General features: G+C 65.7%; 22 protein-coding genes. 4 read left to right on the top strand and 18 right to left on the bottom strand.

What is annotated here, in order from left to right; translation table 11 throughout:
* Positions 1–33 precede the first annotated feature (33 nt).
* The 5 genes from AC56LU_RS19590 to AC56LU_RS19570 form a co-directional block, all read right to left on the bottom strand.
* Positions 34–498, bottom strand: coding sequence for a hypothetical protein (locus AC56LU_RS19590; RefSeq protein WP_497177288.1), 465 nt, complete (start codon positions 496–498; stop codon positions 34–36).
* 90 nt (positions 499–588) lie between these two features.
* Positions 589–807, bottom strand: coding sequence for a hypothetical protein (locus tag AC56LU_RS19585; RefSeq protein WP_497177287.1), 219 nt, complete (start codon positions 805–807; stop codon positions 589–591).
* 87 nt (positions 808–894) lie between these two features.
* A complete protein-coding gene (locus AC56LU_RS19580) occupies positions 895–1,863 on the bottom strand; it encodes an MYG1 family protein (protein WP_497177286.1) in 969 nt (322 codons plus the stop codon).
* A 51-nt stretch (positions 1,864–1,914) separates the two neighbouring features.
* On the bottom strand, positions 1,915–2,751 hold the full coding sequence (gene fdhD / locus AC56LU_RS19575; protein ID WP_497177285.1) for a formate dehydrogenase accessory sulfurtransferase FdhD: 837 nt from the start codon (positions 2,749–2,751) through the stop codon (positions 1,915–1,917).
* A complete protein-coding gene (locus AC56LU_RS19570) occupies positions 2,748–5,060 on the bottom strand; it encodes an FdhF/YdeP family oxidoreductase (RefSeq protein ID WP_497177284.1) in 2,313 nt (770 codons plus the stop codon). The genes fdhD and AC56LU_RS19570 overlap by 4 nt, the downstream gene beginning before the upstream one ends.
* Before the next feature lie 259 nt (positions 5,061–5,319).
* Here AC56LU_RS19570 and AC56LU_RS19565 point away from each other — a divergent pair, with 259 nt between their 5' ends.
* Positions 5,320–6,690: an SGNH/GDSL hydrolase family protein gene (locus tag AC56LU_RS19565; RefSeq protein WP_497177283.1), complete on the top strand. Its 1,371-nt coding sequence runs from the start codon at positions 5,320–5,322 to the stop codon at positions 6,688–6,690.
* A gap of 88 nt (positions 6,691–6,778) precedes the next feature.
* On the opposite strand, the gene AC56LU_RS19560 is transcribed toward AC56LU_RS19565, so the two are convergent.
* The 3 genes from AC56LU_RS19560 to AC56LU_RS19550 all read right to left on the bottom strand — a co-directional run bounded on the left by AC56LU_RS19560 (position 6,779) and on the right by AC56LU_RS19550 (position 9,346).
* Complete coding sequence (locus tag AC56LU_RS19560) at positions 6,779–7,753, bottom strand: IS1595 family transposase (protein ID WP_497177282.1); 975 nt, start codon at positions 7,751–7,753, stop codon at positions 6,779–6,781.
* 121 nt (positions 7,754–7,874) lie between these two features.
* Entirely contained in the window at positions 7,875–8,486 is a 612-nt protein-coding gene (locus AC56LU_RS19555; protein WP_497177281.1) for a tetratricopeptide repeat protein, read from the bottom strand.
* Positions 8,487–8,560: 74 nt separating this feature from the next.
* Positions 8,561–9,346, bottom strand: coding sequence for a GIN domain-containing protein (locus tag AC56LU_RS19550; protein WP_497177280.1), 786 nt, complete (start codon positions 9,344–9,346; stop codon positions 8,561–8,563).
* 247 nt (positions 9,347–9,593) lie between these two features.
* Between AC56LU_RS19550 and AC56LU_RS19545 the strand changes: the two genes are divergently transcribed.
* Together AC56LU_RS19545 and AC56LU_RS19540 are read left to right on the top strand one after the other, a co-directional pair.
* Positions 9,594–10,985, top strand: coding sequence for a M16 family metallopeptidase (locus AC56LU_RS19545; RefSeq protein WP_497177279.1), 1,392 nt, complete (start codon positions 9,594–9,596; stop codon positions 10,983–10,985).
* An 11-nt stretch (positions 10,986–10,996) separates the two neighbouring features.
* Positions 10,997–12,421 carry a M16 family metallopeptidase gene (locus tag AC56LU_RS19540; protein ID WP_497177278.1) on the top strand — a complete coding sequence of 475 codons (1,425 nt, stop codon included), beginning with the start codon at positions 10,997–10,999 and terminating at the stop codon, positions 12,419–12,421.
* A 55-nt stretch (positions 12,422–12,476) separates the two neighbouring features.
* On the opposite strand, the gene AC56LU_RS19535 is transcribed toward AC56LU_RS19540, so the two are convergent.
* The 10 genes from AC56LU_RS19535 to rpsO all read right to left on the bottom strand — a co-directional run bounded on the left by AC56LU_RS19535 (position 12,477) and on the right by rpsO (position 22,166).
* Positions 12,477–12,794, bottom strand: a complete 318-nt coding sequence (locus tag AC56LU_RS19535) for a DMT family transporter (RefSeq protein WP_497177277.1) — start codon at positions 12,792–12,794, stop codon at positions 12,477–12,479.
* A gap of 92 nt (positions 12,795–12,886) precedes the next feature.
* The gene (locus AC56LU_RS19530) at positions 12,887–14,791 is read right to left on the bottom strand and encodes an ATP-binding response regulator (protein ID WP_497177276.1); all 1,905 of its coding nucleotides are present in this window, start codon (positions 14,789–14,791) and stop codon (positions 12,887–12,889) included.
* A complete protein-coding gene (locus AC56LU_RS19525; RefSeq protein ID WP_497177275.1) occupies positions 14,788–16,179 on the bottom strand; it encodes a sensor histidine kinase in 1,392 nt (463 codons plus the stop codon). Before AC56LU_RS19525 ends, AC56LU_RS19530 begins: the two co-directional genes overlap by 4 nt.
* On the bottom strand, positions 16,176–17,204 hold the full coding sequence (locus tag AC56LU_RS19520; RefSeq protein ID WP_497177274.1) for an ATP-binding SpoIIE family protein phosphatase: 1,029 nt from the start codon (positions 17,202–17,204) through the stop codon (positions 16,176–16,178). The genes AC56LU_RS19525 and AC56LU_RS19520 overlap by 4 nt, the downstream gene beginning before the upstream one ends.
* Positions 17,192–17,659 carry an anti-sigma regulatory factor gene (locus AC56LU_RS19515; RefSeq protein WP_497177273.1) on the bottom strand — a complete coding sequence of 156 codons (468 nt, stop codon included), beginning with the start codon at positions 17,657–17,659 and terminating at the stop codon, positions 17,192–17,194. Before AC56LU_RS19515 ends, AC56LU_RS19520 begins: the two co-directional genes overlap by 13 nt.
* On the bottom strand, positions 17,659–18,015 hold the full coding sequence (locus AC56LU_RS19510; protein WP_497177272.1) for an STAS domain-containing protein: 357 nt from the start codon (positions 18,013–18,015) through the stop codon (positions 17,659–17,661). The genes AC56LU_RS19515 and AC56LU_RS19510 overlap by 1 nt, the downstream gene beginning before the upstream one ends.
* A gap of 8 nt (positions 18,016–18,023) precedes the next feature.
* Entirely contained in the window at positions 18,024–18,884 is an 861-nt protein-coding gene (locus AC56LU_RS19505) for an STAS domain-containing protein (protein ID WP_497177271.1), read from the bottom strand.
* A gap of 203 nt (positions 18,885–19,087) precedes the next feature.
* Positions 19,088–19,459: a hypothetical protein gene (locus AC56LU_RS19500; RefSeq protein ID WP_497177270.1), complete on the bottom strand. Its 372-nt coding sequence runs from the start codon at positions 19,457–19,459 to the stop codon at positions 19,088–19,090.
* Positions 19,460–19,622: 163 nt separating this feature from the next.
* Positions 19,623–21,725, bottom strand: a complete 2,103-nt coding sequence (pnp, locus tag AC56LU_RS19495; RefSeq protein ID WP_497177269.1) for a polyribonucleotide nucleotidyltransferase — start codon at positions 21,723–21,725, stop codon at positions 19,623–19,625.
* 171 nt (positions 21,726–21,896) lie between these two features.
* A complete protein-coding gene (gene rpsO, locus AC56LU_RS19490) occupies positions 21,897–22,166 on the bottom strand; it encodes a 30S ribosomal protein S15 (RefSeq protein WP_497177268.1) in 270 nt (89 codons plus the stop codon).
* Between the two features lie 187 nt (positions 22,167–22,353).
* Here rpsO and AC56LU_RS19485 point away from each other — a divergent pair, with 187 nt between their 5' ends.
* The gene (locus AC56LU_RS19485; protein ID WP_497177267.1) at positions 22,354–22,854 is read left to right on the top strand and encodes a hypothetical protein; all 501 of its coding nucleotides are present in this window, start codon (positions 22,354–22,356) and stop codon (positions 22,852–22,854) included.
* The last annotated feature ends 2 nt before the right edge of the window (positions 22,855–22,856 follow it).

The raw sequence follows: 22,856 nt of genomic DNA, 5'->3' as shown, positions 1-22,856 counted from the left end.
ACAATTGTAAGGGAGCCGGCCGAAAACTGCGCGCTACTCGTCTCGGCGCGTGCTACGCCGGCCCCAGAATTCATCGTGCGGCATGCAGTAGCCACGATCGCGCCTGGAGAATGCGCGACCATCACGGGCCTGCAGGCACAGGGTAGCCAGGAAGTCGGCGCCGTAGTTGTGGTGGTTCGGGTAGCTGGGCAGTTTGGGCATGGGCGCCACTCCGAATTCGAGGGAAATAGTCGCTGCCGCCAGTGCATCCGGCGCAATGCCATGCCGGCCGAGCGCCTCCCGCAGGTGCAGCGCCCAGCTGCGCGCCACGCTCATGCATGCGGGAAGATCAGGCTGTGCGCGGCCATTGAGTATGTCGATCTCGACCCGCTTGTCGAATGCGCGCGCTTCCGAGTACAGCACACCGAGCGCCCAGTAGCCGTCGATATCGTTGTAACGGGTGAGAAATTTAGAAAGAAGTCCTGCCGCCGCGTGGTTGAATTTACGTCTGGCAATCATGCCCACACCTCCGTCGATCGCCGGATGCCTGGCGTCATGCGACGGATCGACTAGATGGAAGGGCCAGGGGGTCAGATTATCAGGGTGCCATCACGGATGCAAGCGCCGCTCCGGCTCCTGCATGACGCTGACACCCACCAGGGTGTCGCGCCGCAGGCGTACCCGCGTGTGTGGTGCGCGGATTCCGGCCGACATGCCCCACGCGGCAGCCCAGCGCAGCGCGCGGTCCGTTTCCGGTCCGAAGGGCCGCGCAGCCGAGGCCCGGTTGAGCGCGGCCGACATACGCTGCATCGCGTAAAGCTTTCTCATTGAAACAATCTTGGCCATGGGACCAAGATAGGGTGTTCGGCCGCGCTTGACCGTTCCTTACCTAACGTTGGGCTAACGCAGGAAGAATCAGGGTGCAAACAGGGGCGTCTGCCCCGCGTCCACTGCCTGCAAGGCCTGCTGCGCCATCGCATACGCACCCTCGTAGGATTTCGCGGCAGCAATGAAGCGTCCGTTATGGCAGAACTTCGCATCCGGCACGCCGGTCACCGCGGCAAGGTCGGCGTCGCGCAGGCCGGCCCAGCTTTCCGGCAAATCGGCGCGGGCGTCGAAGGTGTCGACGGTGGCGGGCACGGTGTGCAGCATGTAGCGGTCTTCCGACAGGCTATGGCTGAGCACGAACAGCACCTTCGGCATTTCCTTGCGCACCACCGAACTCCAGGGCAGGGCCGCATTCTTCAGGAACAGCAGGCGGCCGTTCTCCAGCGCTTGCGCCTGGCGCACCTGGGCCAGCGCGAGGATGGCGCCGACCCGGTACTTGACCGAATTGACGATGACCTCGGACAGGAATGCCATCGCCTTGCGGAACTGGGCCAGGCGGTAGGCCTCGGCCGCCTCGCCGTAGCCGAGGCGTTGTTCGTCCAGCCAGTTGGGGTTGAAACCCGATACCACCGCCGACATGCCGTAGCCGCCCGGTGCATTGCGGGCCGCGCCGACGTCGGACAAATCGAGGTACTGGACGATGTCGGCATCGATGGCGTAGGCCATCCCCTGCGCCGTGTCCTCGTCGAGCTGCTGCCCGGTGTGCGCCAGGGCCAGGGCGGCGACGCAGCGTGCACCGTATTCGCGCCAGACCAGGCCTGCGCTGGCATAGGGCACGCCGCTGGCGCGCGCGCCCTCGAAGCCTTTCTGGTGGTGGTCGAAGCGGCCGCTCGCCGGATCCCAGATGCCGCCGACGTCGACCACGAAATCGGCGGCTTCGATGATGGCAGGCTCGCGGGTGCGGACGATGTCGGCCTCAGGGAACAGGATGTGCAGGACGGCCACCGCCCATGCGTCGTCCGCATGGAACTTGCCGTTGTGGGTCACGATGACCATGAATGCTCCAATATGCTCGAATCAAGGAGCGCATCATACCCGCCTTCCCCCCTACCCTGGCGCGAGCCGCTGCGGATGGGTGTAAACGACGTGGCGCCCGCCGCGCACGAAGCCGGCCAGGGTCAGCCCCGCCCTGTCGGCCAGCTGCACCGCCAGCGCGGTCGGCGCCGAAATCGCGGCCAGCAGCGGAAAGCCCGCACGCGCGGCCTTTTGCACCATCTCGAAACTGGCGCGGCTGGTCACCACGGCGAAGCCGCCCGCGACGTCCACCCGGCTGCGCACCAGTGCGCCGACCAGCTTGTCGAGTGCATTATGGCGGCCGATGTCCTCGCGCACGCACAGCAGTTCGCCGTCGTGACCGGCCCAGCCGGCCGCGTGCACGGCGCCGGTCGCGTGGTGCAGGTCCTGGCGCGCCGCCATGGCTTCCATCGCGCGGTGCAGGGCGCCGGGCTCGAAACGCAGGCAGGCGCAATGCGACGGGGTCGATGCCAGCGCATCCTCGTCGAACCAGGCCAGGCTCTCGACCCCGCACAGGCCGCAACCGGTCTTGCCGGTGCGGGCGCGGCGCGTCTCCTTCAGGCGCATCATGGCGCCGGACGCAATGCGCATCTCGATCGCGATGCCGTGGGCAGCCTCCTCCACCTCGATCTCGTAGAGCTCGCGTGCGTCGGGCACGATGCGTTCGCCGAGCGAAAAACCGAGCGCGAAATCCTCCAGGTCGCGGGGCGAGGCCAGCATCACCGCGTGGCTGATGCCGTTGTAGCTGAGCGCCACCGGCACCTCCTCGGCCACCAGTTCGGTGGCGCTCTCCAGTTGCCCGTCGCGCCAGCGCCCGGCCGCCAGCCGGCTCGCACCCGGCGGCGCGAAGAAGCCTTCGCCGGCGTTCACGCCGGCCTCCCGCCGCGCTCCAGGATCACGTCGATCGCCTTCGCCGCGGGCACCTTGCTTTCCTTTGCATGGTGCCATAGCGGAATCAAGGGATTCAGCTCCGGGAAGTAGCCGGCGATGCAGCCCTCCGGCACGTCGTAGGGCACCACCGCCAGCCCGTCGACGCGGCGCGGCACGCCGTCGTCGGCGGCGCAGCGCAAGGCCACGATGTCGCCCTGCGCCAGCGCGTGTTTCGCCATGTCGGCGCGCGCCATGAACAGCACCATGCGGCTGCCCTGCACGCCGCGGAAGTGGTCGTCGTAATTGTAGATCGTGGTATTGAACTGTCCGTCGCTGCGCACTGTGAACAGGCGTAACGTGGACGGCCCTCGCTTCAGGTCCGGATTGACCTCGAGCGAGGCCGGCGCCGTGAATTCCGCCTTGCCGCTGTCGGTCTTCCACACCCGGTGCGCGGCGCCGATCGGGCGGCGGAAGCCCCCGGGCGTCCACATGCGCGCATTGAAGTCGTGGAAGATATCGGGATAGGTCTCGGCGATGGCCTCGCGCACCAGGCTGTAGTCGCCCACCCAGCGGTCCCAGTCGACGCGCGGATTGGGGTCGAGCGTGGCCTTGGCGATGCCGGCCACGATGGCCGCTTCCGACAGCAGCGTCGACGCCACCGGCTCGGCCCTGCCGCGCGAGCCATGCATGCAGCCGGTGCTGTCCTCGACCGTCACGTCCTGCGGCCCGCTGCGCTGCTGGTCGATCTCGATGCGCCCCAGGCAAGGCAGGATGTAGGAGGCCTTGCCGTGGATGACGTGGTTGCGATTCAGCTTGGTCGCGATCTGCACGGTCAGCGGCAGTTCGCGCCAGGCCGCCTCCATCAGGGTGCGCTCCGGCACCGCACGCACGAAATTTCCGCCCAGGCCCACGAATGCCTGCAGTTGCCTGGCGAGGATCGCCTCGCAGGCTTCCACGGTGTTCATGCCGGTCTTGCGCGGCGGCTCGAAGCCGTACTGTTCCTTCAACTTGTCGAGCGGCGCCAGTTCCGGCTTTTCGGTGATGCCGACGGTGCGCTGGCCCTGCACGTTGGAGTGGCCGCGCACCGGGCACACGCCGGCGCCCGGCTTGCCGATGTTCCCGCGCAGGAGCAGCAGGTTGACGACCATGGTCACGTTCTGCACCCCTTCGCGGTGCTGGGTCAGGCCCATGCCATAGATGCCCATCACGGCCGACGCCTTGCAATACACGTCGGCCGCCAGTTCAAGCTCGGCACGCGCCAGGCCGGACTCGCGTTCGATCTCCGGCCAGCCGCAGGCCCGCACCGCGGCCTCGAACTCCGCCAGTCCCCGGGTGTGCTCCTGGATGAATGCGAGGTCGAGGATGCGCTGTCCGCCAGCCGCCAGCGCAGCGTCATCGGCAGCGAAAATCGCCTTGCACAGGCCCATGATCGCCGCGGTGTCGCCACCCGGCTTCACCTGCAGGTACTGGGTGCTGATCGGGGTTTCATGGCCGGTCAGCATTTCGATCGGCGATTGCGGATTGGTGAAGCTGACCAGGCCGCGCTCGCGCAAGGGATTGAAGGTGATGATCGGTACGCCGCGCAGGCGTGCTTCGCGCAACTGGTGGAGCATGCGCGGGCTGTTCACACCCACGTTCTGGCCGAAGAAGAAAATGCAGTCGGTCTGTTCAAAGTCTTCCAGCACCACGGTTCCGACCGGAACGCCGATGGTCTTCTGCAGGCCGACCGAGGTACTTTCGTGGCACATGTTGGAGCTGTCCGGCAGGTTGTTGTTGCCGTACATGCGCGCGAAAAGCGCGTACATGTACGAGGTCTCCAGCGAGGCCCGGCCCGAGGCATAGAACACCACCTGCTCGCGCTGTGCGCCGGCGATGGCGCGCAAGGCGGCGCCGATCTCGGCGAAGGCCGTGTCCCAGGCGATCTCGCGGTACTTGTCGGTCACGCTGTCCCAGCGCAGCGGCACGGTCAGGCGTCCCTGGTCTTCCAGCGTGTGATCGTCCCAGGCTTCCAGCTCGGTGACGGTGTGGCGCTCGAAGAAACCGGCGCCGATGGTCCTGGCCGTGGTTTCCCAGGCGGTGGCCTTGGCGCCGCTTTCGCAGAACTCGAAGGGATGCGGATTGGCCGGCTTGGCCCAGGCGCAGCTCACGCAGGCATAGCCATCCGGCTTGTTCTGCTTGAGCAGCAAGCGGCTGTCCTTGATGGGCACCCGCTGGTCCAGCAGGATGGTCGACACCTTGGCCAGCGAACCCCAGCCCCCCGCAGGCATCGTCGCCTTGCCGATCCTGACATCCCCCGAACCCTTGCTCATGGCGCCTCCTCGCATCTCGATGCGGCCACCGTAGCCCTGAATGCGGGTCTATTCGGTGCGCCTGCGTACGCAGCGCGGCAATGTTCGGGACAAAGCATGGTCGGCGGCTCGAAAGATTCTTATCGGAATGTCAATCCTCCGTTCCTTCGACCTGCCGCAATGGATGAGTTTGTTGCCATCTTGTCCACCACAGCCGGGGTGACTAGATTGGTCATACGAGCTCATGCGTACGGCATGGGCGCTTCCCATGGAGCACCCGATGAAGACGATCCTGCCCGCTTTCAGTACTTTGCTTTCTCCGCTGCTCGACGCCGTCCATCGTTTCGCGGAAGGGGTCGCCTGGTCGACCCGCCGCATGAGTCCGCCGCGCCGGCGCCTGCTGCTGGGCAGTGCGATGCTGGCCGCCGCCATCGCCCTCACCAGCCAGCCGGTCCACGCCCAGCGCTGGACCGGCGAGCACTGGACCGCCACCTGGGGCACGGCGCCCGCCGGTCCGCCGCCTGACGCCAGCCTGCCGGTCTTCAGCGACCAGACGATGCGCCTGATCGTCCATACCAGCATCGGCGGCAACCGCGTGCGCATTCGGGTCTCCAATGAAATCGGCAAGGTCCCGCTGCGCATCGGCGCAGCGCGGATCGGGCTGCGCGCCGGCGGCTCCGACGTGGCCCCCGGCACCGACCGTGCGCTGAGCTTCGGCGGCCGGAGTGCGGTGACCATTCCGCCCGGCGCCCCGGTGTTGTCCGATCCGGTGGAGCTGAACATCCCGCCGCTGTCCGACCTTGCGATCAGCTTTCACCTGCCGGGCACGGTGCAGGCCACGACGGTGCATGCCAATGCGCACCAGACGAGCTACGTGTCGCTGCCGGGTGACTTCACGGCCGCGCCCACGCTGCCGGTGCAGCGCACCATCGCGCTGTGGCCCTTCCTGACCGGCGTCGAGGTGGATGCGGCCGGGCCGGCCATCGTCGCGCTGGGCGACTCGATCACCGACGGCACCCGCGGCACCCCGGACACCAACAAGCGCTGGCCCGACTGGCTGGCGCGGCGCCTGCACACCGTGCGCGATCCCGTCGACGGCATCCATGCGCGGCCAAGCGTGGTCAATCGCGGCATCAACGGCAACCGCCTGCTGTCGAACGCGCCGAATCCCCTGTTCGGCCGCAGCGCGCTGGAGCGTTTCGACCGCGACGTGCTGGCCACGCCGGGGGTGCGCTACCTGACCGTGCTCATCGGGATCAACGACATCGGCAACAGCTCGGCCACCCATCCGGTGACGCTCGAAGATATCGTGGCCGGCTACCGCCAGCTGATCGCGCGCGCGCGCGCCAGGGGAATCGGCGTGATCGGCGGCACGCTGCTGCCTTTCGAGGGCGCAGGCTATTATTCGCCCGAGAAGGATGGCCTGCGCCAGGCCGTGAACGCGTGGATCCGCAATCACGACGAATTCGATGCGGTGATCGACTTCGACCGCGCCATGCGCGACCCGGTGCGGCCGTCGCGCCTGCTGCCCGCCTACGACAGCGGCGACCATCTGCATCCGAACGACCTGGGCTACCAGGCGATGGCGAACGAGGTGCCGCTGACGCTGTTCCGTAGGGTGGGCGGGTTTCCCGCCCACGCGTTCAACTGAACGGGGAAATGACGCGGATCGGCTATTCCAAGGCTGGCTGAACGCGCGGGCGGCAAAGCCGCCCACCCTACAAAAAACAACGGCGCTGTCACCGTTTCGTATTGATGACTCCAATTGCGATGCGCAGCAATTGCTCAACAGTAGTAACTCGTTCGCAATAAAGTGCCCGATGCCAGCCCAGGTAATTCGGCAAGTAGCGCGAGGCCACGCCATGAAACCGGGCCAGCCATTGGCGCAATCGTTGGTGGTAGGCATTGACGTTCTGGACATGAATGGCTCCGGCTGCGTGATGGCGGACCCGTTGTCCGGCCTGCAGGTTGACCGCCTGGTGGGCAATGCGATGTTTGCGTGAAAACGCGCGGTAAGCCGCATTCGAATCGCTGACCAGAAGCACGTGATCATCCAACCTGGGCAACAGATGGCGCTCCAGTTGCGCCATTTTGAGGGCGCCACAGCCGACCAGTGCACCGATCGTCTGCCTGCTGCGGTCGCGTGCGACCAGAATGCAGTCGAGCTCGTTCGAGATGCCGCGTTTTTTTGCCCTGCCGCCCCGTTTGCGCGGCGCACGGTCCAGCTTGCGGGAACCCTTTTGCGATTCCAGGATGAACATCTCGTCGGCCTCGACAATGCCGTGCAGGCGCTGCGGCAGGTCGTGCTTGACCCGGTCGAGGAAGCGGTGGCGCCAGCGAAAGGCGGTGTTGCGGTGTACGCCGGTGTCAACGGCGGCGGTGCGCACCGGCTTCGATTCGCGCAGCGCACTGAGATAATCGAGCCATTTCTCGCGCAGGCGCAGCCGCGCCAGCGGTGTGCCGCTCAGATCGTTGAAGGTGCGCCCGCAGTCACGGCAGCGGTAGCGCTGCAGCTTATTGGCCTGGCCATGGCGGTAATGGCGGGCGCTGGCGCAGCGCGGGCAGCGGCGCGCCGGTGCACGGATCTGTCCGATGAGGGCGATTACCTGGTCGAGACCGGCGGCCGGATGCAGGGCGGCCAGCGTTTGCAGGCGCTGCGGCTGGTTGAGCGCAGGCAGTCGTGCGAACCATTTCTTGAAACTGGGTGCTTTCATGGCCGGCTCCCGTCGATGCAGACGGGTGTTCGACCGCCAAGGAGCTCAGCAGTTCAATCCTCATCCATAGCTAAAGGTGACAGCGCCAAAACAACCCCCCCGGACATTCAGGGTTCGTTGATCAGGAATTGTTCCCGGTGCGCGAACTGGTCGGCAGCGGCCTGCCCGGCCGCCATACGCGCGACAGCGACTGCGCCTCCTCGATCTGCTCCTGCGTCATCTGGCGCGAGATCGCGGCGCGCTGCTCGACCGCGTTGTGGTTGCCGCCGGCTGCCGCCAGGTTCCACAGCATGTAGGCCAGCACCTTGTCTTGCGGCATGCCGGCCTGGTGGTAGCGGTACATCAGGCCGAGCGCGTGCTGGGCCTCGGCATGACCCTGCTCGGCCGCCTTGCGGAACCAGTTCACCGCATGGCGCTGGTCCTGCGGTACCGCGTTGCCGGTGTAATACATGGCGCCGACCACATACTGCGCGGCGGCCTTGCCCTGCTGGGCCGCGCGGTGGTGCCAGGCGAAGGCCTGCTTGTAGTCGCGCGTGACGCCGCGGCCCATGTAATACATCAGGCCCAGCAAATGCTGGGCATCCGCATGGCCGGACCTGGCGAGCGGGACGATCTCTTTCAGTGCTGCCGCGTAGTTGCGCGCGTTATATGCGCTGGCGCCTTCCGCGAAGCCCGCCTGCGCGCCGGCCTGCAGGCCGAGTACGAAGGCGATCGCTAGGATTAGTTTTTTCATGTCTCGTACATGGAATCAGGATCTCTGCGTATCCCTGGCCCTCGTGAGGACTCCCGTTATCGTGATGTTCCTGCTTACTTCCAGTTCACCTTGCCAAGCCCGTCGACGCTGACCTTGCGGTTCTGCGGCTTCCCGTGCACCGTCACCGAACCCATGCCCGACAGGCTCAGGTTGGCGCTGTCCCTGGCCGTGACGGTGGCATTGCCCAGGCCGGACAGCTCCAGCGTAACGTGCTCGGCCGAGAATGCCCGGGCGTCCAGCCCGCCCAGTCCACCCAGCTCCGCCTTGAGCTTGCGGCTGCGGCCCGACAGGGTCACGTAGCCGGCCCCGCTCAGGTTCAGCTCGACGCTCTCGCTGTCGATGCCATGTACTTTCATGCTGCCGACGCCCCCCAGCTTGGCGGTAATCACCCTGTAATTACATGATACATTCATTGAGCCGGCCCCATCGAGGTTGAGCTCGAGTTCGTCACCCGAAAAACCACTGACCGCGGTGCCGCCCACGCTCTCGGAACTCACTTCGCGCAGATTCGGCAGCGTCAGCTCGGCGTGCAGGCCCATGCTGCGGCCCAGGTTGATGCCGACGCCCTTGGTCTCGGTGCCGATATTCAGCGTGTCGCCGCTCTGCAGCGTGGTGGTCTTGCCGAGCAGGCGCGGGTCGCCGGTGAGCACCAGCAGCGGCGTGCTGCCCTGGCGGATCTTGAGGTCCACCACCCCGTCGAGCTTGACGCGCACGACGCGCGCATCGATCTGGCGCGTTTCCGTGACCATGTCCGGCGCCGCCTTCGCCATGCCCATGGGGACAAACAGCCAGGTACACAATGCCGCGAACGCCAGGCCGAACTTCGACAACTGCTTCATACCATTCTCCAACTGCATAAAATTATCATGATGCAACTATAGCCGCTCGGGCCGCAATCGCCCACCAATCTGCGATGAACTGCAGAAAACGCCCCCTGGAGCGCCATATGCATCGACAGCTTGCCCACGGCCCACTAAAAAAAGATTACTTATTGGCATTCCATTGAGCTAAGATTCTGCGCAAGACGGTCCAGGCTGTCTGTACAGCTTCATCTTCCTGAGTACATTACGAGGTCAACCAATGCGCATGCGCCATTTACCTGTATTGCTGGCCGGGCTCACGTTCTCGCTGTCGGCGTTCGCCGCCTCCGCGGACCAGTGGACCCTGCCGGTCGCTGTCAAGAAACTCGATAACGGCCTGACGGTCATCGTCACCGAAGACCGCAGCTCGCCGACCGTCGGCGTATCGGTCGTCTACAAGGTGGGCATGCGCCTGGAGCCGAAGAACCGCACCGGCTTCGCCCACCTGTTCGAACACCTGATGTTCCAGGGCACGCCGAACGCCAAGAAAGGCGTGTTCGACACCACCATCACCGGTGGCGGCGGCCGCAACAACGGCTCGACCCGTGCCGACTACACCAACTACATCGAGACCGCTCCCCGCTCGGCGCTGGAACCGATCCTGTGGCTGGAAGCGGACCGCATGAAGACGCTCGACTTCAACCCGGCCACGCTGAAGAACCAGCAGGACGTGGTGAAGGAAGAGATCCGCGTGAACGTGAAGAACCAGCCCTACGGCGGCTTCATGTGGATCGACATCGGCCAGCACGCCTTCCAGAAATGGGAAAACAACCATGACGGCTACGGCAGCTTCGAAGACCTCGAGAACGCCAGCCTGGACGACGTGCGCGCCTTCCACCGCGACTACTACGGCCCGAACAACGCCGTGATCGCGATCGCCGGCGACATCAGCCCGGCGCAGGGCTTCGCGCTGGCCGAGAAGTACTTCGGCAAGATCCCGGCCCGCCCGACGCCGAAGCCGACCGACTTCAGCGAAGGCCTGAACACCCAGGAGAAGCGCCTGGTGCAGAGCGACGCCCTGGCCCAGGTGCCGGCGATCGCCGCCGCCTGGAAGATGCCGCCGCGCGGCCACCGCGACCAGGCCGCCATGGCCGTGCTGGGCGAACTGCTGGCCGGCGGCGACGCTTCGCTGTTCTACCAGGGCCTGGTGAAAGGCCGCGAGATCGCACTGAACGTCGACTCGCTGTTCGGCCTGACCGGTCCCTTCGAATACGACGGTCCGACCCTGCTGACCGTGTTCGCCCTGTACAAGCCGAACAGCAGCGCCGACGCCATGCTCAAGGCGATGGATGAGGAGCTCGCCAAGGTCGCCAGGGACGGCGTGGATGCCGCCGCGCTCAAGCGCGTCAAGACCCGCCTGCTGGCCAACTGGAACAACCAGCTCGAGAGCTTCATCAACCGCGCCGACATGATGGCGAAGATGCAGGTGATGTGGGGCGACGCAAACGTGGTCAACAAGATCCCCGGCCTGATCGAAGGCGTGAGCTCGGAAGACATCCAGCGCGCGGTGCGCACCTACCTGGTGCCGACCAACCGTACCGTCATTGACCGCAAGCCGGCCGCGATGCTTGCCGCGCCTGCCGCGCCTGCCGCCCCGGCTGCTGCCGCTAACAAATAAGGAGCGCATCGATGAAAAAACTGATGCTCGCAATGGCTGTCACCCTGGCGTTCGCGCCGGTCGCCGCATATGCCGCAAGCTCCGCGCCCGGCGCGGAAAAATCACTGCCGATGCCGGCCTACGGCAAGGACAATCCGATCCCGGTGCCGAAGATCACCAAGAAAACCCTGGGCAACGGCCTGACCGTCTGGGTCGTGCCGCGCAAGGGCCTGCCGCGCGTGGACTACGTGCTGGCCATCCGCGGCGCCGGCTTCGCGGCCGACACGCCGCAAACCCCGGCCTTCGCCAACATGCTGGCCGGCCTGCTCAACGAAGGCAGCGCCAAGCGCGACTCGCGCGCGATCGCCGAAGCGGCCCAGGGCATGGGCGGTGAAGTCGGCGCCAGCGCCTCGTCGGACGGCATCGTGGTCTCTGCCAACGCGCTGGCCTCGCAGGCCACGCCGATGATGCAGCTGCTGGCCGAGGTCGCCCGCACGCCGTCCTTCCCGGAAAGCGAAGTCAAGCTGGCCAAGGCCAATGCGCTGCAGTCGCTGCGCGTATCCGAGACCCAGCCGGGCTTCCGCGCCGAGCGCGCCATCAGCCGCGCGATCTATGGCGAGCACCCCTATGCCCGCACCACCCCGACGGTGGAAGCGATCAATGCCGTGACCCAGGACATGCTGCGCGCCGAGCACGCAAAACGCATGCGCCCGGACCGCGCCCTGCTGGTGATCACCGGCCCGGTGAAGGAAGCCGACGCGCTGAAAATGGCCGAACAGGCCTTCGGCGACTGGAAGGCCAGCGGCCCGGCCCTGCCTGATACGGCCGCGGCGCCAGCCGATGCCAAGCCGGCGCGCATCCTGCTGCAGCGTGACAAGAGCGTACAGTCCGCCGTGCGCCTGGGCAGCCCGGGCATCGCCGCCAGTGCGGAGGACCAGATCCCCCTGCGCCTGGCCAGCACCATCCTCGGCGGCGGCTTCTCGAGCCGCGTGAACACCAATCTGCGCGAAGAAAAAGGCTACACCTACGGCGCCTCGGCCGGTGCGCGCCTGAACCGCGCGGGCGGTGCGATCGTCGGCGGCGCCGACGTGCGCAACGAGGTCACCGGTGCAGCGATCAACGAGTTCTTGTCGGAGTACAAACGCATCGGCACCGAGCTGGTACCGGCCAAGGAAATGGAGATGAACAAGCGCTACGTGGCTGGCGGCTACATGATCAGCAACCAGCTGCAGCGCTCGGTCGCCGCGACCCTGGCGCAGAACTGGCTGATCGGCCTGCCGGCCGAGTTCCTCGGCGAATACGTGCCGCGCATCCAGAAGGTCACGCCGGAACAGGTGCGGGTGGTAGCAAAGAAATACTTCGCGCCGGAGAACCAGTCGATCGTGGTGGTGGGCGATCCGAAGGCGGTGGGCGAGCAGCTCAAGACCTTCGGCGAGTTCACGGTGACGGAGAAGTAATCCGTGTTCGCACCCTGATGTGGAAAGCCCCGCGATGCGGGGCTTTTTTACGACCTCAGTCGGCCGACAATTTCATCATCACCAACCCGCACACGATCAGCACCGCCGCGATGACACGCATGGCATTGACCTGCTCTCCCAGCAAGCTAATGCCGGCCACGAACGCGCCGACCGCACCAATGCCGGTCCAGATCGTATAGGCGGTTCCGAGGGGAATGCTGCGCATCGCCGCGGCGAGCAGGAAAAAACTGACCGCCATGGCGACCAGCGTGACGACAGAGGGCCACAGCTTGCTGAAGCCGTCCGACTGCTTCATCGCCACCGCCCACACCACTTCGAAAACACCAGCAACCAACAACATCAACCAAGCCATGATCCGGCTCTCCTTTCGAAAAGCCGGGCCGTCCCGGTCATTGCACCCACTGCGGGGGAGGCCGTTCCTCCTGAGCCGGTATTCTACCTGCCCTAGCCTCTCAGCGCCCGCTCCAGGTCCGGCAGCTCGGCCGGCTTGACCAGGTGGGCGTCGAAACCGGCATCCATCGCGCGCCGGCGGTCTTCCGGCGAGCCGTAGCCGGTGTGGGCCACCAGCCGGATGCCGGACAGCGCCGGGTTCTTCTTGATGCGGCGCGCCACCTCGTAGCCGTCGATGCCGGGCAAGCCGATGTCGAGCACGATGACCTGCGGCTTGTGGCGCAGCGCCAGCTCCTCGATCTCGGCGGCGTCCGAGGTGCTGCAGGTCTCATAGCCCATTTCGGCCAGCAGGAAACCCATCATCTCCATCGCATCGACGTTGTCGTCCACCAGCAGCACGCGCATGCCGCTGCCCCCTGTTTCCGGCGTCTCGGAGTGCAAGGCGCTGGCCAGGGGCGCGCTCACGCGCAGCAGCGGCAGTTCGACCGTGAAGGTGCTGCCCATGCCGATGCCGGGGCTTTGCGCCGACAAGAGCCCGCCATGCAGCTCGAGCAGGTGCGACACCAGCGACAAACCGATGCCCAGTCCTTCGGGGGCGCGGTCCGGCGGCACGTCGACCTGGGCGAACATGGTAAAGATGCGCGCCAGGTTGTCCTCGGCGATGCCGATGCCGTTGTCGCGCACCGCAATCTGCACCCGCTCGCCGTCCAGCACCTTGACGCTGACATCGATCTTGCCGCCGGTGGGCGTAAACTTGGCCGCGTTGTGCAGCAGGTTCCCGACCGACTGCGCCAGGCGCACCGGGTCGCCCATCACCCACACCTCCTGCTCCGGCAGCTGAACGTCCAGCGCGTGGCCGCGCGCCGTGATCAGCGGACCGGCGGTCTCGATGGCCTGGGCGATCACGGCGCCCAGGTCGACCTCTTCGGTGCGCAGCACGATCTTGCCCTCGGAAATTCGGGCCACGTCGAGCAGGTCGTCGACCAGGTGGGCCAGGTGGTCGACCTGGCGGGTGATGACTTCGCGCGCACGCGCCTGGCGCTCGGCGGCGTTGCTGCCGCCCCCGTCGGCGGTCGCCCCCAGCAGCGCGGCCGCGTTGCGGATCGGGCTGAGCGGGTTGCGCAGCTCGTGGGCGAGCGTGGCCAGGAACTGGTTCTTGTTGCGGTCGGCCGCGCGCAGCAGCGCTTCCATCTCCTTGCGCGCCGTAATGTCGCTGGTCACGCGCGCCACCCGGACCACCTCGCCATGCGGGTCGCGAACTGCGAACAGGCGGTCGCGCACCCAGTGGGTGCGGCCGTCCGGGCCATGGATGCGGAACTCGTCGTCGTAGTGCGGCGCCTCCGCCAGCTGGCGCCAGCGCTGCTTGACGCGTTCGCGGTCGTCCGGGTGCACCGCGTCCAGCCAGCCTTCGGGCCGCTCGCGCAGCGACTCCACGCTGCTGCCCCAGACCGTCGAATACGCCGGACTGACGTAGACCAGCTTGCCGTCCGGGACACTGAACATCCAGAACACGTCGTCGATGTTGTCCGTGATCTGGCGGAAGCGCTCCTCGCTGTCGCGCAGCTCGGCCTGGGTCTGGTGCATGCGCAGCAGTGCATTCACGTTGGCGATCAGCTCGTCGGCCTCGATCGGCGCCGCCAGGTAGTTGTCGGCGCCGCCTTCCAGGCCGCGGATCTTGTCGGCACGGCCGGTCAGCGCGGCCGAGGTCTGCAGCACCAGCACCATGCTGCTGTCAGGGCTGGCCTTGATGCGGCGGCAGACTTCGATGCCGTTGATGTCGGGGAGCTTCACGTCCAGCACCACCAGTGCCGGACATAGTCGCGCGACCATCTCCAGTGCATCGGTGCCATTGGTCGCCTCGACCACTTCGAAGCCGGCCCCCTGCAGGAGGCGGCTCTTGGCATAGCGGGCGCCGTCGTTGTCGTCGACGTTGAGGATCAGGGTCGAATTGGCTTTCATGATTCGGTTCCGTCTTGGCGTGACATCGGAAGGTGTTGCGGAAGGTGTTGCGGAAAGCGCCGCGGCAGGCTCAAGGTGAAGGTCGAGCCCACGCCCACCGTGCTGGCGACGTCGACGCGTCCATGCAGCAGCTCGGCCAGCTTGCGGCACAGCGGCAGGCCGAGGCCGGTGCCCTTGCTGCGCCGCTGAAGCGGGTGCTCGATCTGGCTGAATTCTTCAAAAATCAGTTGCAGGGCGTCCGGGCTGATGCCGATCCCGGTGTCCTGCACCGCGAAGACGATGGCCTCGCCCTGCGCGTCGTAGTTTGCGGTGACGCGCACCGCGCCGTGTTCGGTGAACTTGAGCGCGTTGGAGATGAAGTTGCGCAGGATCTGTGCGATCTTGCCTTCGTCCGAATCGAAACTGTCGATATCCTCCGAAGCCTCGAACACCAGCTCGACCCGGCCTTCGTCGACCAGCGGACGCATCATTCCCTTGAGCGCACGGAACAGGTTGTCGACCACCACCGGCGCCGGGTACACCTCGACCTTGCCGGCCTCGATCTTGGCCAGGTCGAGCAGGTCGTTGACCAGTTCCGACAAGTCGTTGGCGGCAGTCGCGATGAACTGCACCTGGCGTTCCTGCTCGGTCGTCAGTTCGCCGTCCATGCGGGCCAGCAGCAGCTGGGACAGGGCACGGATCGAGGACAGCGGGGTGCGCAATTCGTGGCTGGTGTTGGACAGGAAGCGCGACTTCATCTCGTCGGCCTTGCGCAGGCGCTCGGCCTTGTCCTCGATCTCGGCGTACAGCGCGACGATCCCGCGGTTGGTGTCTTCCAGCTCGCGCGTCAGCGACAGCAAGTCTTCCTGGCGCTCGCGCAGCTCGGCCAGGGTCGCCACCAGCTCCTGGTTCTGCAGCTGCAGTTCCTGCAGCGTATTCGATACCGGACTGCCTGACAGGCGCGCGGCCACCTCGGCCAGGCCTGCCGGCGTGACCGGGGCCTGCGGCGGCAGCGCCTTGCGCATCGTGATCGCGGTGGCCGCGCCCTGCTCCGGCTCGACGTCGCACGAGTCCATCAGGCGGTGCGCCGTGATCAGGGCCAGCGCCGGCAAGGCGCTGGTGAGGGTTTGCTCGCTGTCCGGCAGGGTCGAGACCTTGCGCGGTCGGGTGCCCGGGTTGATGGTCACTTCGAGCGCCTGGCGCGTACGTTCGCCATCGAGCACGAACACCGCGCGCCCGCCCGACCCCTGGTAGCAGGCCACGCGCGCCACTTCCGATACGGCCGTGGCGATGCGGACCTGGTCCTGCTGCGAGAAGCCCAGCAGCTCGGACACCTGGCGCGCACGCTGGCGCACCAGGACCACGTCCTGGTCGCTGTCGAGGGCGACGTTCAGGATGCGCTGATTCACGCGAGGCCTCCGTGGCGGCGCACCACCAGCACCATCGCGTCGTCGCGGCGGCGGATGAAATCGCGCATCAGCACGGCGGCGATCAGCACCGCGCTGCGGCCCGCCAGCCCGGGGTACTTGTTCAGGTCCCACTGGGTCTGGATGCCGTCCGAATGCATGATGCACAGCGCGCCGCGGCCGAACGGCAGCGGGAATTCCTGCACCTTGCGCATGTTGTGGCCGACGATGCCATTGTGCGACACCAGCGCGCGGCGGCCGTCGTCGATCACGCAGCCGGCGATGTTGCCGATTCCGGCGAAGCGCAGCTCGTCGTCCTCGAATTCGATGCGCGCCGTGGCCAGCGCAGCCCCCCGTGTCGGGCGCAGCGCCTCATGGGCAGCCTGCATCAGTTCCTCGGCACGCGGCGCCTTGCGCTCGGCCAGCGCCTTGATGGCGGCGGCGGCGGCGCGCGCCGCCTCGGGGCCATGTCCCAAACCGTCCGCCGCGAGCAGCGTGGCGCCACGCGGATCGCAGCGTACCGCCCATCCGTCGCCGCACTCGTCTTCTCCCGCCATCGGCATCCACAGCGCCCCCACCTCGACGGCGCAAGGCCCGGGAGGGGGCACGTCGCGCCACAGCCTCATGAAAAACACGGCGCCCTTGCCGAGGGCCGTGTAGACGTCGAATTCGTCGGACAGGCGGCGCAGTGCACCCAGGCCGGTGCCGGCGGTGCCGGCGGTGGACATCCCGTCGACCAGGGACGCGTCGACGTCGACGATGCCCGGCCCGCTGTCGATCGCCAGGACGTCGATGCCGACCCCGCTTGCGGACTGCGCCGGCCCGATATGCATCTCGCCCTCGCCCGCGTGCTTCAGGATGTTGGTGGCGGCTTCGGTAATGATCAGCGCCAGCTTGCCGGCGCGGGTCTCGTCGAAACCGAGTTCGTCGGCTAGCCGCTGGCCGGCGCGGCGCACCGCCGCGACGTCGCTGGCGTGGGTCACCGTGTGCACCATATGACTGGTGAGTGAACTGATCAGCGTTTCCATTTAACGATCAGCACCGCGGTGCCCTCTCCCGGACGGCTGTCGAGGTCGAATTCGTCGACCAGTCTTTTCGACCCGCCCAGGCCGAGGCCCAGCCCCCCGCCGGTGGTGAAGCCGTCGCGCAGCGCGCTGTCGATGTCCGGGATGCCGGGACCGGCGTCCATGAACAGCAGGCCGATGCCCTTGCGGACCCCATCATCCAGGCTGTCGAGGCAGACCGCGCCGCCGCCGCCATACTTGATCGTGTTGCGTGCCAGTTCGCTGGCGGCCGTCACCAGTTTGGTCTGGTCGACCAGGGACAACGCAATGGCCACCGCGCGCTCACGCACCTGCTTGCGCAGGCCCACGACGTCCTCGTCCGATTGCAGGCGCAGGTTGACGCGTGCGGTGCGGTGCTGGCGGTGGCTGTCCAGCAGCGCAGTCTCGAAGGGGACTGCATTGGATTGCGTGTCGATCATCACTGATAGCGCTTTCCGAGCAGGGTCATGCCCTTCTCGACGTTGAGCGCAGTCTTCACGCCGTGCAGGGTCAGGCCCAGCTCGACAAGGGTAATCGCCACCGCCGGCTGCATGCCGACCACCACGGTCTGGGCATCCAGCACGCGCGCCATGGCGGCGGTATTGCTGATCATGCGGCCGATGAAGGAGTCGACCAGGTCGAGCGCCGAAATGTCGATCAGGACGCCCTTGGCGCCGTCGCTCACGATGCGCTCGGTGAGGTCGTCCTGCAGCTGCATGGCAAGGCGGTCATGCATGTCGACCTGGATCGTCACCAGCAACAGGTCGCCCATGCGCAAGATAGGAATGCGTTCCATGGCGACGCTTACGACTTGGCGACGATGGAGGTGCCGGTGCGCTCGAGCGCGACCAGGAAGGCGTCGGCCAGGGTGGCCTTGGTGACCACGTCCTCGAGGTTCACGCCGAGGTGCACGATGGTCTGGGCGATCTGCGGGCGAATGCCGCTGATGATGCAGTCGGCGCCCATCAGGCGCGCGGCGGCGATGGTCTTCATCAAGTGCTGGGCCACCAGGGTGTCGACGGTCGGCACGCCGGTGATGTCGATGATGGCGATCATGGCGCCGGTGTCGACGATCTTCTGCAGGATGTTTTCCATCACCACCTGGGTGCGGGCCGAATCGAGGGTGCCGATCAGCGGCAGCGCCAGGATGCCGTTCCACAGCTTGACGACCGGCGTCGACAGCTCGAGCAGTTCCTGCTGCTGGCGCACGATAATCTGGTCCTTGGTTTTCTGGAACACCTCGATGGTGTACAGGCCCAGCTTGTCGAGCAGGGTATTGATCGTCCAGGAGGCGGCCGCTACAGCTTCCTTGTCACCTTCGAAGCCCTGGAGCAGGCGTGCGAACAAGGGCTGCTTCAGCGAGAACACGAAAGTGGCGGTTTCGGCCGGGGTCGAGCCCGACCTGGCGCGGCTGGACGAGATCTCGGCCAGCAGGTCGCGCACCTCGTCCCAGGAACGGTGTTCGATATTGTCCAGTTCGCCAGCGCGGGTGGCATTGCCGAACGCCGACAGGAATTGCTGGCAATGGCTGCGCAGCTGGTCACGCGAGCTGGCGGTGCCGCGCACGGTCAGCGCTTCCAGTTGGGAAATCCACTCGGCGCCGATCTCGGCCTGGTGATCCTGGATGAGCTGGCTGATGCGGGCGGCGTAATCCTTGGTGGTCATCTGTTCGATTCCTAGTCTGGACGGTTGATTTAAGTGGGCTGCTACGCGAACGCACGCGTGCGGTCCCATCCTTATGGAAATGAACAACTATAACACTTCTTGCAATTTGGTCACGAAACGATGTTGTCCCGTGCGCGGCCTGGCGGCGAAAAAAATAGCGCTGTCACTGTGGAGGTGACAGCGCCATTTAAAAAGGCGACTATTCAGGTAAATGGGCGCAACGCGACCTCGATGACGCGGCCGGTCAGCCGGTCGATGCGAAAGACCAGAAGCTGTTCCCGGCCGGCGCCGCCATTCGACGCAGCCTGGGCGACCAGGTAGGCCGGGTCCTCGAAGTCGGCGTAGCTGCTGGGTTCGCCCAGCCATAATTTGATCTCGACAACCGACATGCCGACCGCCGGATGCTTGTCGAGGAACGAGCGCATCATGCAGCCGCGTGCGACCCGGTCCGCCTGCGCCCAGCGTTCGCGGTCGAAGTCGCATGTGCCCCATTCGAAGAACAGGGCGACCGAGGTGTTGCCGCCGCAGGCTTGCAGGCAGAGCGACAGGCAGATTGCGGGGATGAGGGAACGCATGCTTTGCCTGGGAAAGGAAGCAGTTGCTTAGGATTCTCGGATCTTGCTTTCCGTACTCATTGTGCTCCATCAAACCCTAATGCGTTGCAGATAAAAAAACCGCCAGGCTCACGCACTGGCGGTTTTTTATGGAGAGCGGCGAACCGCTCAGGCCGGGTGCAAATTACTGCGCCGCGCCCTCGACCGGATCAGCCGCCTTCATCGACAGCTTCAGGCGACCACGTTCGTCGGTCTCGAGGACCTTCACGCGCACTTGCTGACCTTCCTTCAGGTAGTCGGCAACCGCGTTCACGCGCTCGTTGGCGATCTGCGAGATGTGCAGCAGGCCGTCCTTGCCCGGCATGACCTGCACGATGGCGCCGAAGTCGAGCAGCTTGAGCACGGTGCCGTCGTAGGTCTTGCCCACTTCGACCGATGCGGTCAGCTCTTCGATGCGGCGCTTGGCTTCCTGGCCGGCGGCGGCGTCGACCGAAGCGATGGTGACCACGCCTTCGTCGGTGATGTCGATCTGGGTGCCGGTTTCCTCGGTCAGCGCGCGGATGACGGCGCCGCCCTTGCCGATCACGTCACGGATCTTTTCCGGGTTGATGCGGATGGTGATCAGGCGCGGCGCGAAGTCCGACAGTTCGGTCTTCACGCTCGGCACGGCGCGCTGCATCTCGGCCAGGATGTGCTGGCGCGCTTCCTTGGCTTGCGCCAGCGCGACCTGCATGATCTCCTTGGTGATGCCCTGGATCTTGATGTCCATCTGCAGCGCGGTGATGCCTGCCGGGGTACCGGCGACCTTGAAGTCCATGTCGCCCAGGTGGTCTTCGTCACCCAGGATGTCGGTCAGGACCGCGAACTTGCCGCCTTCCTTGATCAGGCCCATGGCGATGCCGGCGACGTGCGCCTTCATCGGGACGCCGGCGTCCATCAGTGCCAGGCAGCCGCCGCAGACCGAAGCCATCGACGAGGAGCCGTTCGACTCGGTGATTTCCGAGACCAGGCGCACCGAGTAGCTGAAGTCTTCCGGGTTGGGCAGTGCGGCGACCAGCGCGCGCTTGGCCAGGCGGCCGTGGCCGACTTCGCGGCGCTTCGGGGTGCCCACGCGGCCGGTTTCGCCGGTGGCGAACGGAGGCATGTTGTAGTGCATCATGAAGTCGTCGGTGTACTCGCCCATCAGCGCGTCGATCTTCTGGCTGTCGCGCGCGGTGCCGAGGGTGGCGACCACGAGTGCCTGGGTCTCGCCGCGGGTGAACAGGGCCGAACCGTGGGTACGCGGCAGCACGCTGGTGCGGATCGCGATCGGACGCACGGTGCGGGTGTCGCGGCCGTCGATGCGCGGCTCGCCGTCCAGGATCTGGGTACGCACGACCTTGGCTTCCATGTCGAACAGGATGTTGCCGACTTCGCCGGCATCCGCGGCGACGCCCTGGGTTGCCAGGGCAGCCATGACTTCCGACGACAGCGACTTCAGCTTCTGCTGGCGCGCCGACTTTTCGCGGGTCTGGTAGGCGTCACGGACCCTCTCGGCGGCCAGGTCGGTCACGCGGGCGATCAGTTCTTCGTTCTTCGGCGCCGGGTTCCACTCGACTTCCGGCTTGCCGCCTTCGGCCACCAGGTCGTGGATCGCATCGATCACGGCACGCATCTGCTCGTGGCCGAACACGACCGCGCCGAGCATGACTTCTTCCGACAATTGTTGCGCTTCCGATTCCACCATCAGCACGGCGGTTTCGGTGCCTGCCACGACCAGGTCCATCTGCGAGGTCTTGAGCTCGGTGGTGGTCGGGTTCAGGATGTACTGGCCGTTCGCGTAGCCAACGCGCGCCGCGCCGATCGGGCCGTTGAACGGGATGCCGGCGATGCACAGCGCAGCCGAGGCGCCGATCATCGCAGGGATGTCCGGGTCGATTTCAGGATTGACCGACAGGACGTGGATGATGACCTGGACTTCGTTCAGGTAGCCTTCCGGGAACAGCGGGCGGATCGGACGGTCGATCAGGCGCGAGGTCAGCGTTTCCTTTTCCGAAGGACGGCCTTCGCGCTTGAAGAAGCCGCCTGGGATCTTGCCGGCTGCATAGGTCTTTTCCATGTAGTCGACGGTCAGCGGGAAGAAGTCCTGGCCCGGCTTGGCGTCCTTGCGTGCGACTACGGTTGCCAGCACGACGGTATCTTCGACCGACACGACGACGGCGCCGCTTGCCTGGCGCGCGATTTCACCCGTCTCCAGGGTGACCGTGTGTTGACCGTACTGGAAGGTTTTCGAAACTTTATTAAACATGGGTAATCCCTTTCATTTTGCCGACAGATTTTCAGGGGCTGTCGTTCACCTCACCACAGACGGAATTGCTTTCCCGCCATCACTGCAAAAACTACAAACAACAAAAACAAAAAATGCCCGCGACAGGTATCTGGCGCAGGCATTTCGTGACTAAATCGTCTTGACCAACGATTACTTACGCAGGCCGAGCTTGGCGATCAGGTCGCGGTAACGGGTTGCATCCTTGCTCTTCAGGTAGGACAGCAGGCTCTTACGGCGGTTAACCATCATGATCAGGCCACGACGCGAGTGGTGATCCTTCTTGTGTTCCTTGAAGTGACCGTTCAGTTCGTTGATGCGTGCGGTCAGCAGTGCGACCTGGACTTCCGGCGAACCGGTATCGTTCTGGCCACGTGCGTTGTCCGCGATGATCGCGGCTTTGTTGATGTGTTCTACGGACATGATGTTACCTTTCACATGCGGTGCAAGAGTCGAAACCCCAGCGCACCGTGATTGACAATATTGTTGACAACTTCGCTGCCCAAAACGGACAGACCCGCCAGTATAGGGGAAAACAGGGCGTGCGGCCACTGTTTGCACCGCCCGAAAGGTGGATCATGGCGTTTTGGAGCGTTTACGGGGTCAAATGATGAACAAATTGATCAGATTTACAACATCGACGGCGCTCGTCATGCTCGGCGGCTGCGCCGGGATGCCGCGCCAGGCCCCGAGCATCGGCGATTCGGAAGCCATCGTGCAGACCAAGATGGGGGCGCCCACCAGCATCTATGGCGCCGGCAACGACCGTCTCTTCGAGTACGCAACCGGGCCGATGGGCCAGTTCACCTGGATGGCGCATATCGGCGCGGACGGGCGACTGGTGTCCTACGAGCAGGTGCTCACCGGCGAGAAGTTTGCCACCATCAAGATCGATGAGGCGACCAAGGAAGACGTGCTGCGCACGATCGGGCGGCCGGCCGAGAAGTCTGCCGTGGCAATGAAGAACTACGAGGTATGGTCGTACCGGTACAAGGAAGCGAAGGTATGGAATTCGCTCATGCACGTGCATTTCGACCGCCAGGGCATCGTACGACAAATGCTCAACGGGCCGGACCCGATGTATGACCCGAGTTACAGGCAGGGGCGCTAGCC

It is taken from the genome of Telluria sp. PB2R4, assembly GCF_059685695.1.
Note: the sequence above shows the minus strand (reverse complement) of the source record. Positions and strands in the feature narration are given on the sequence as shown.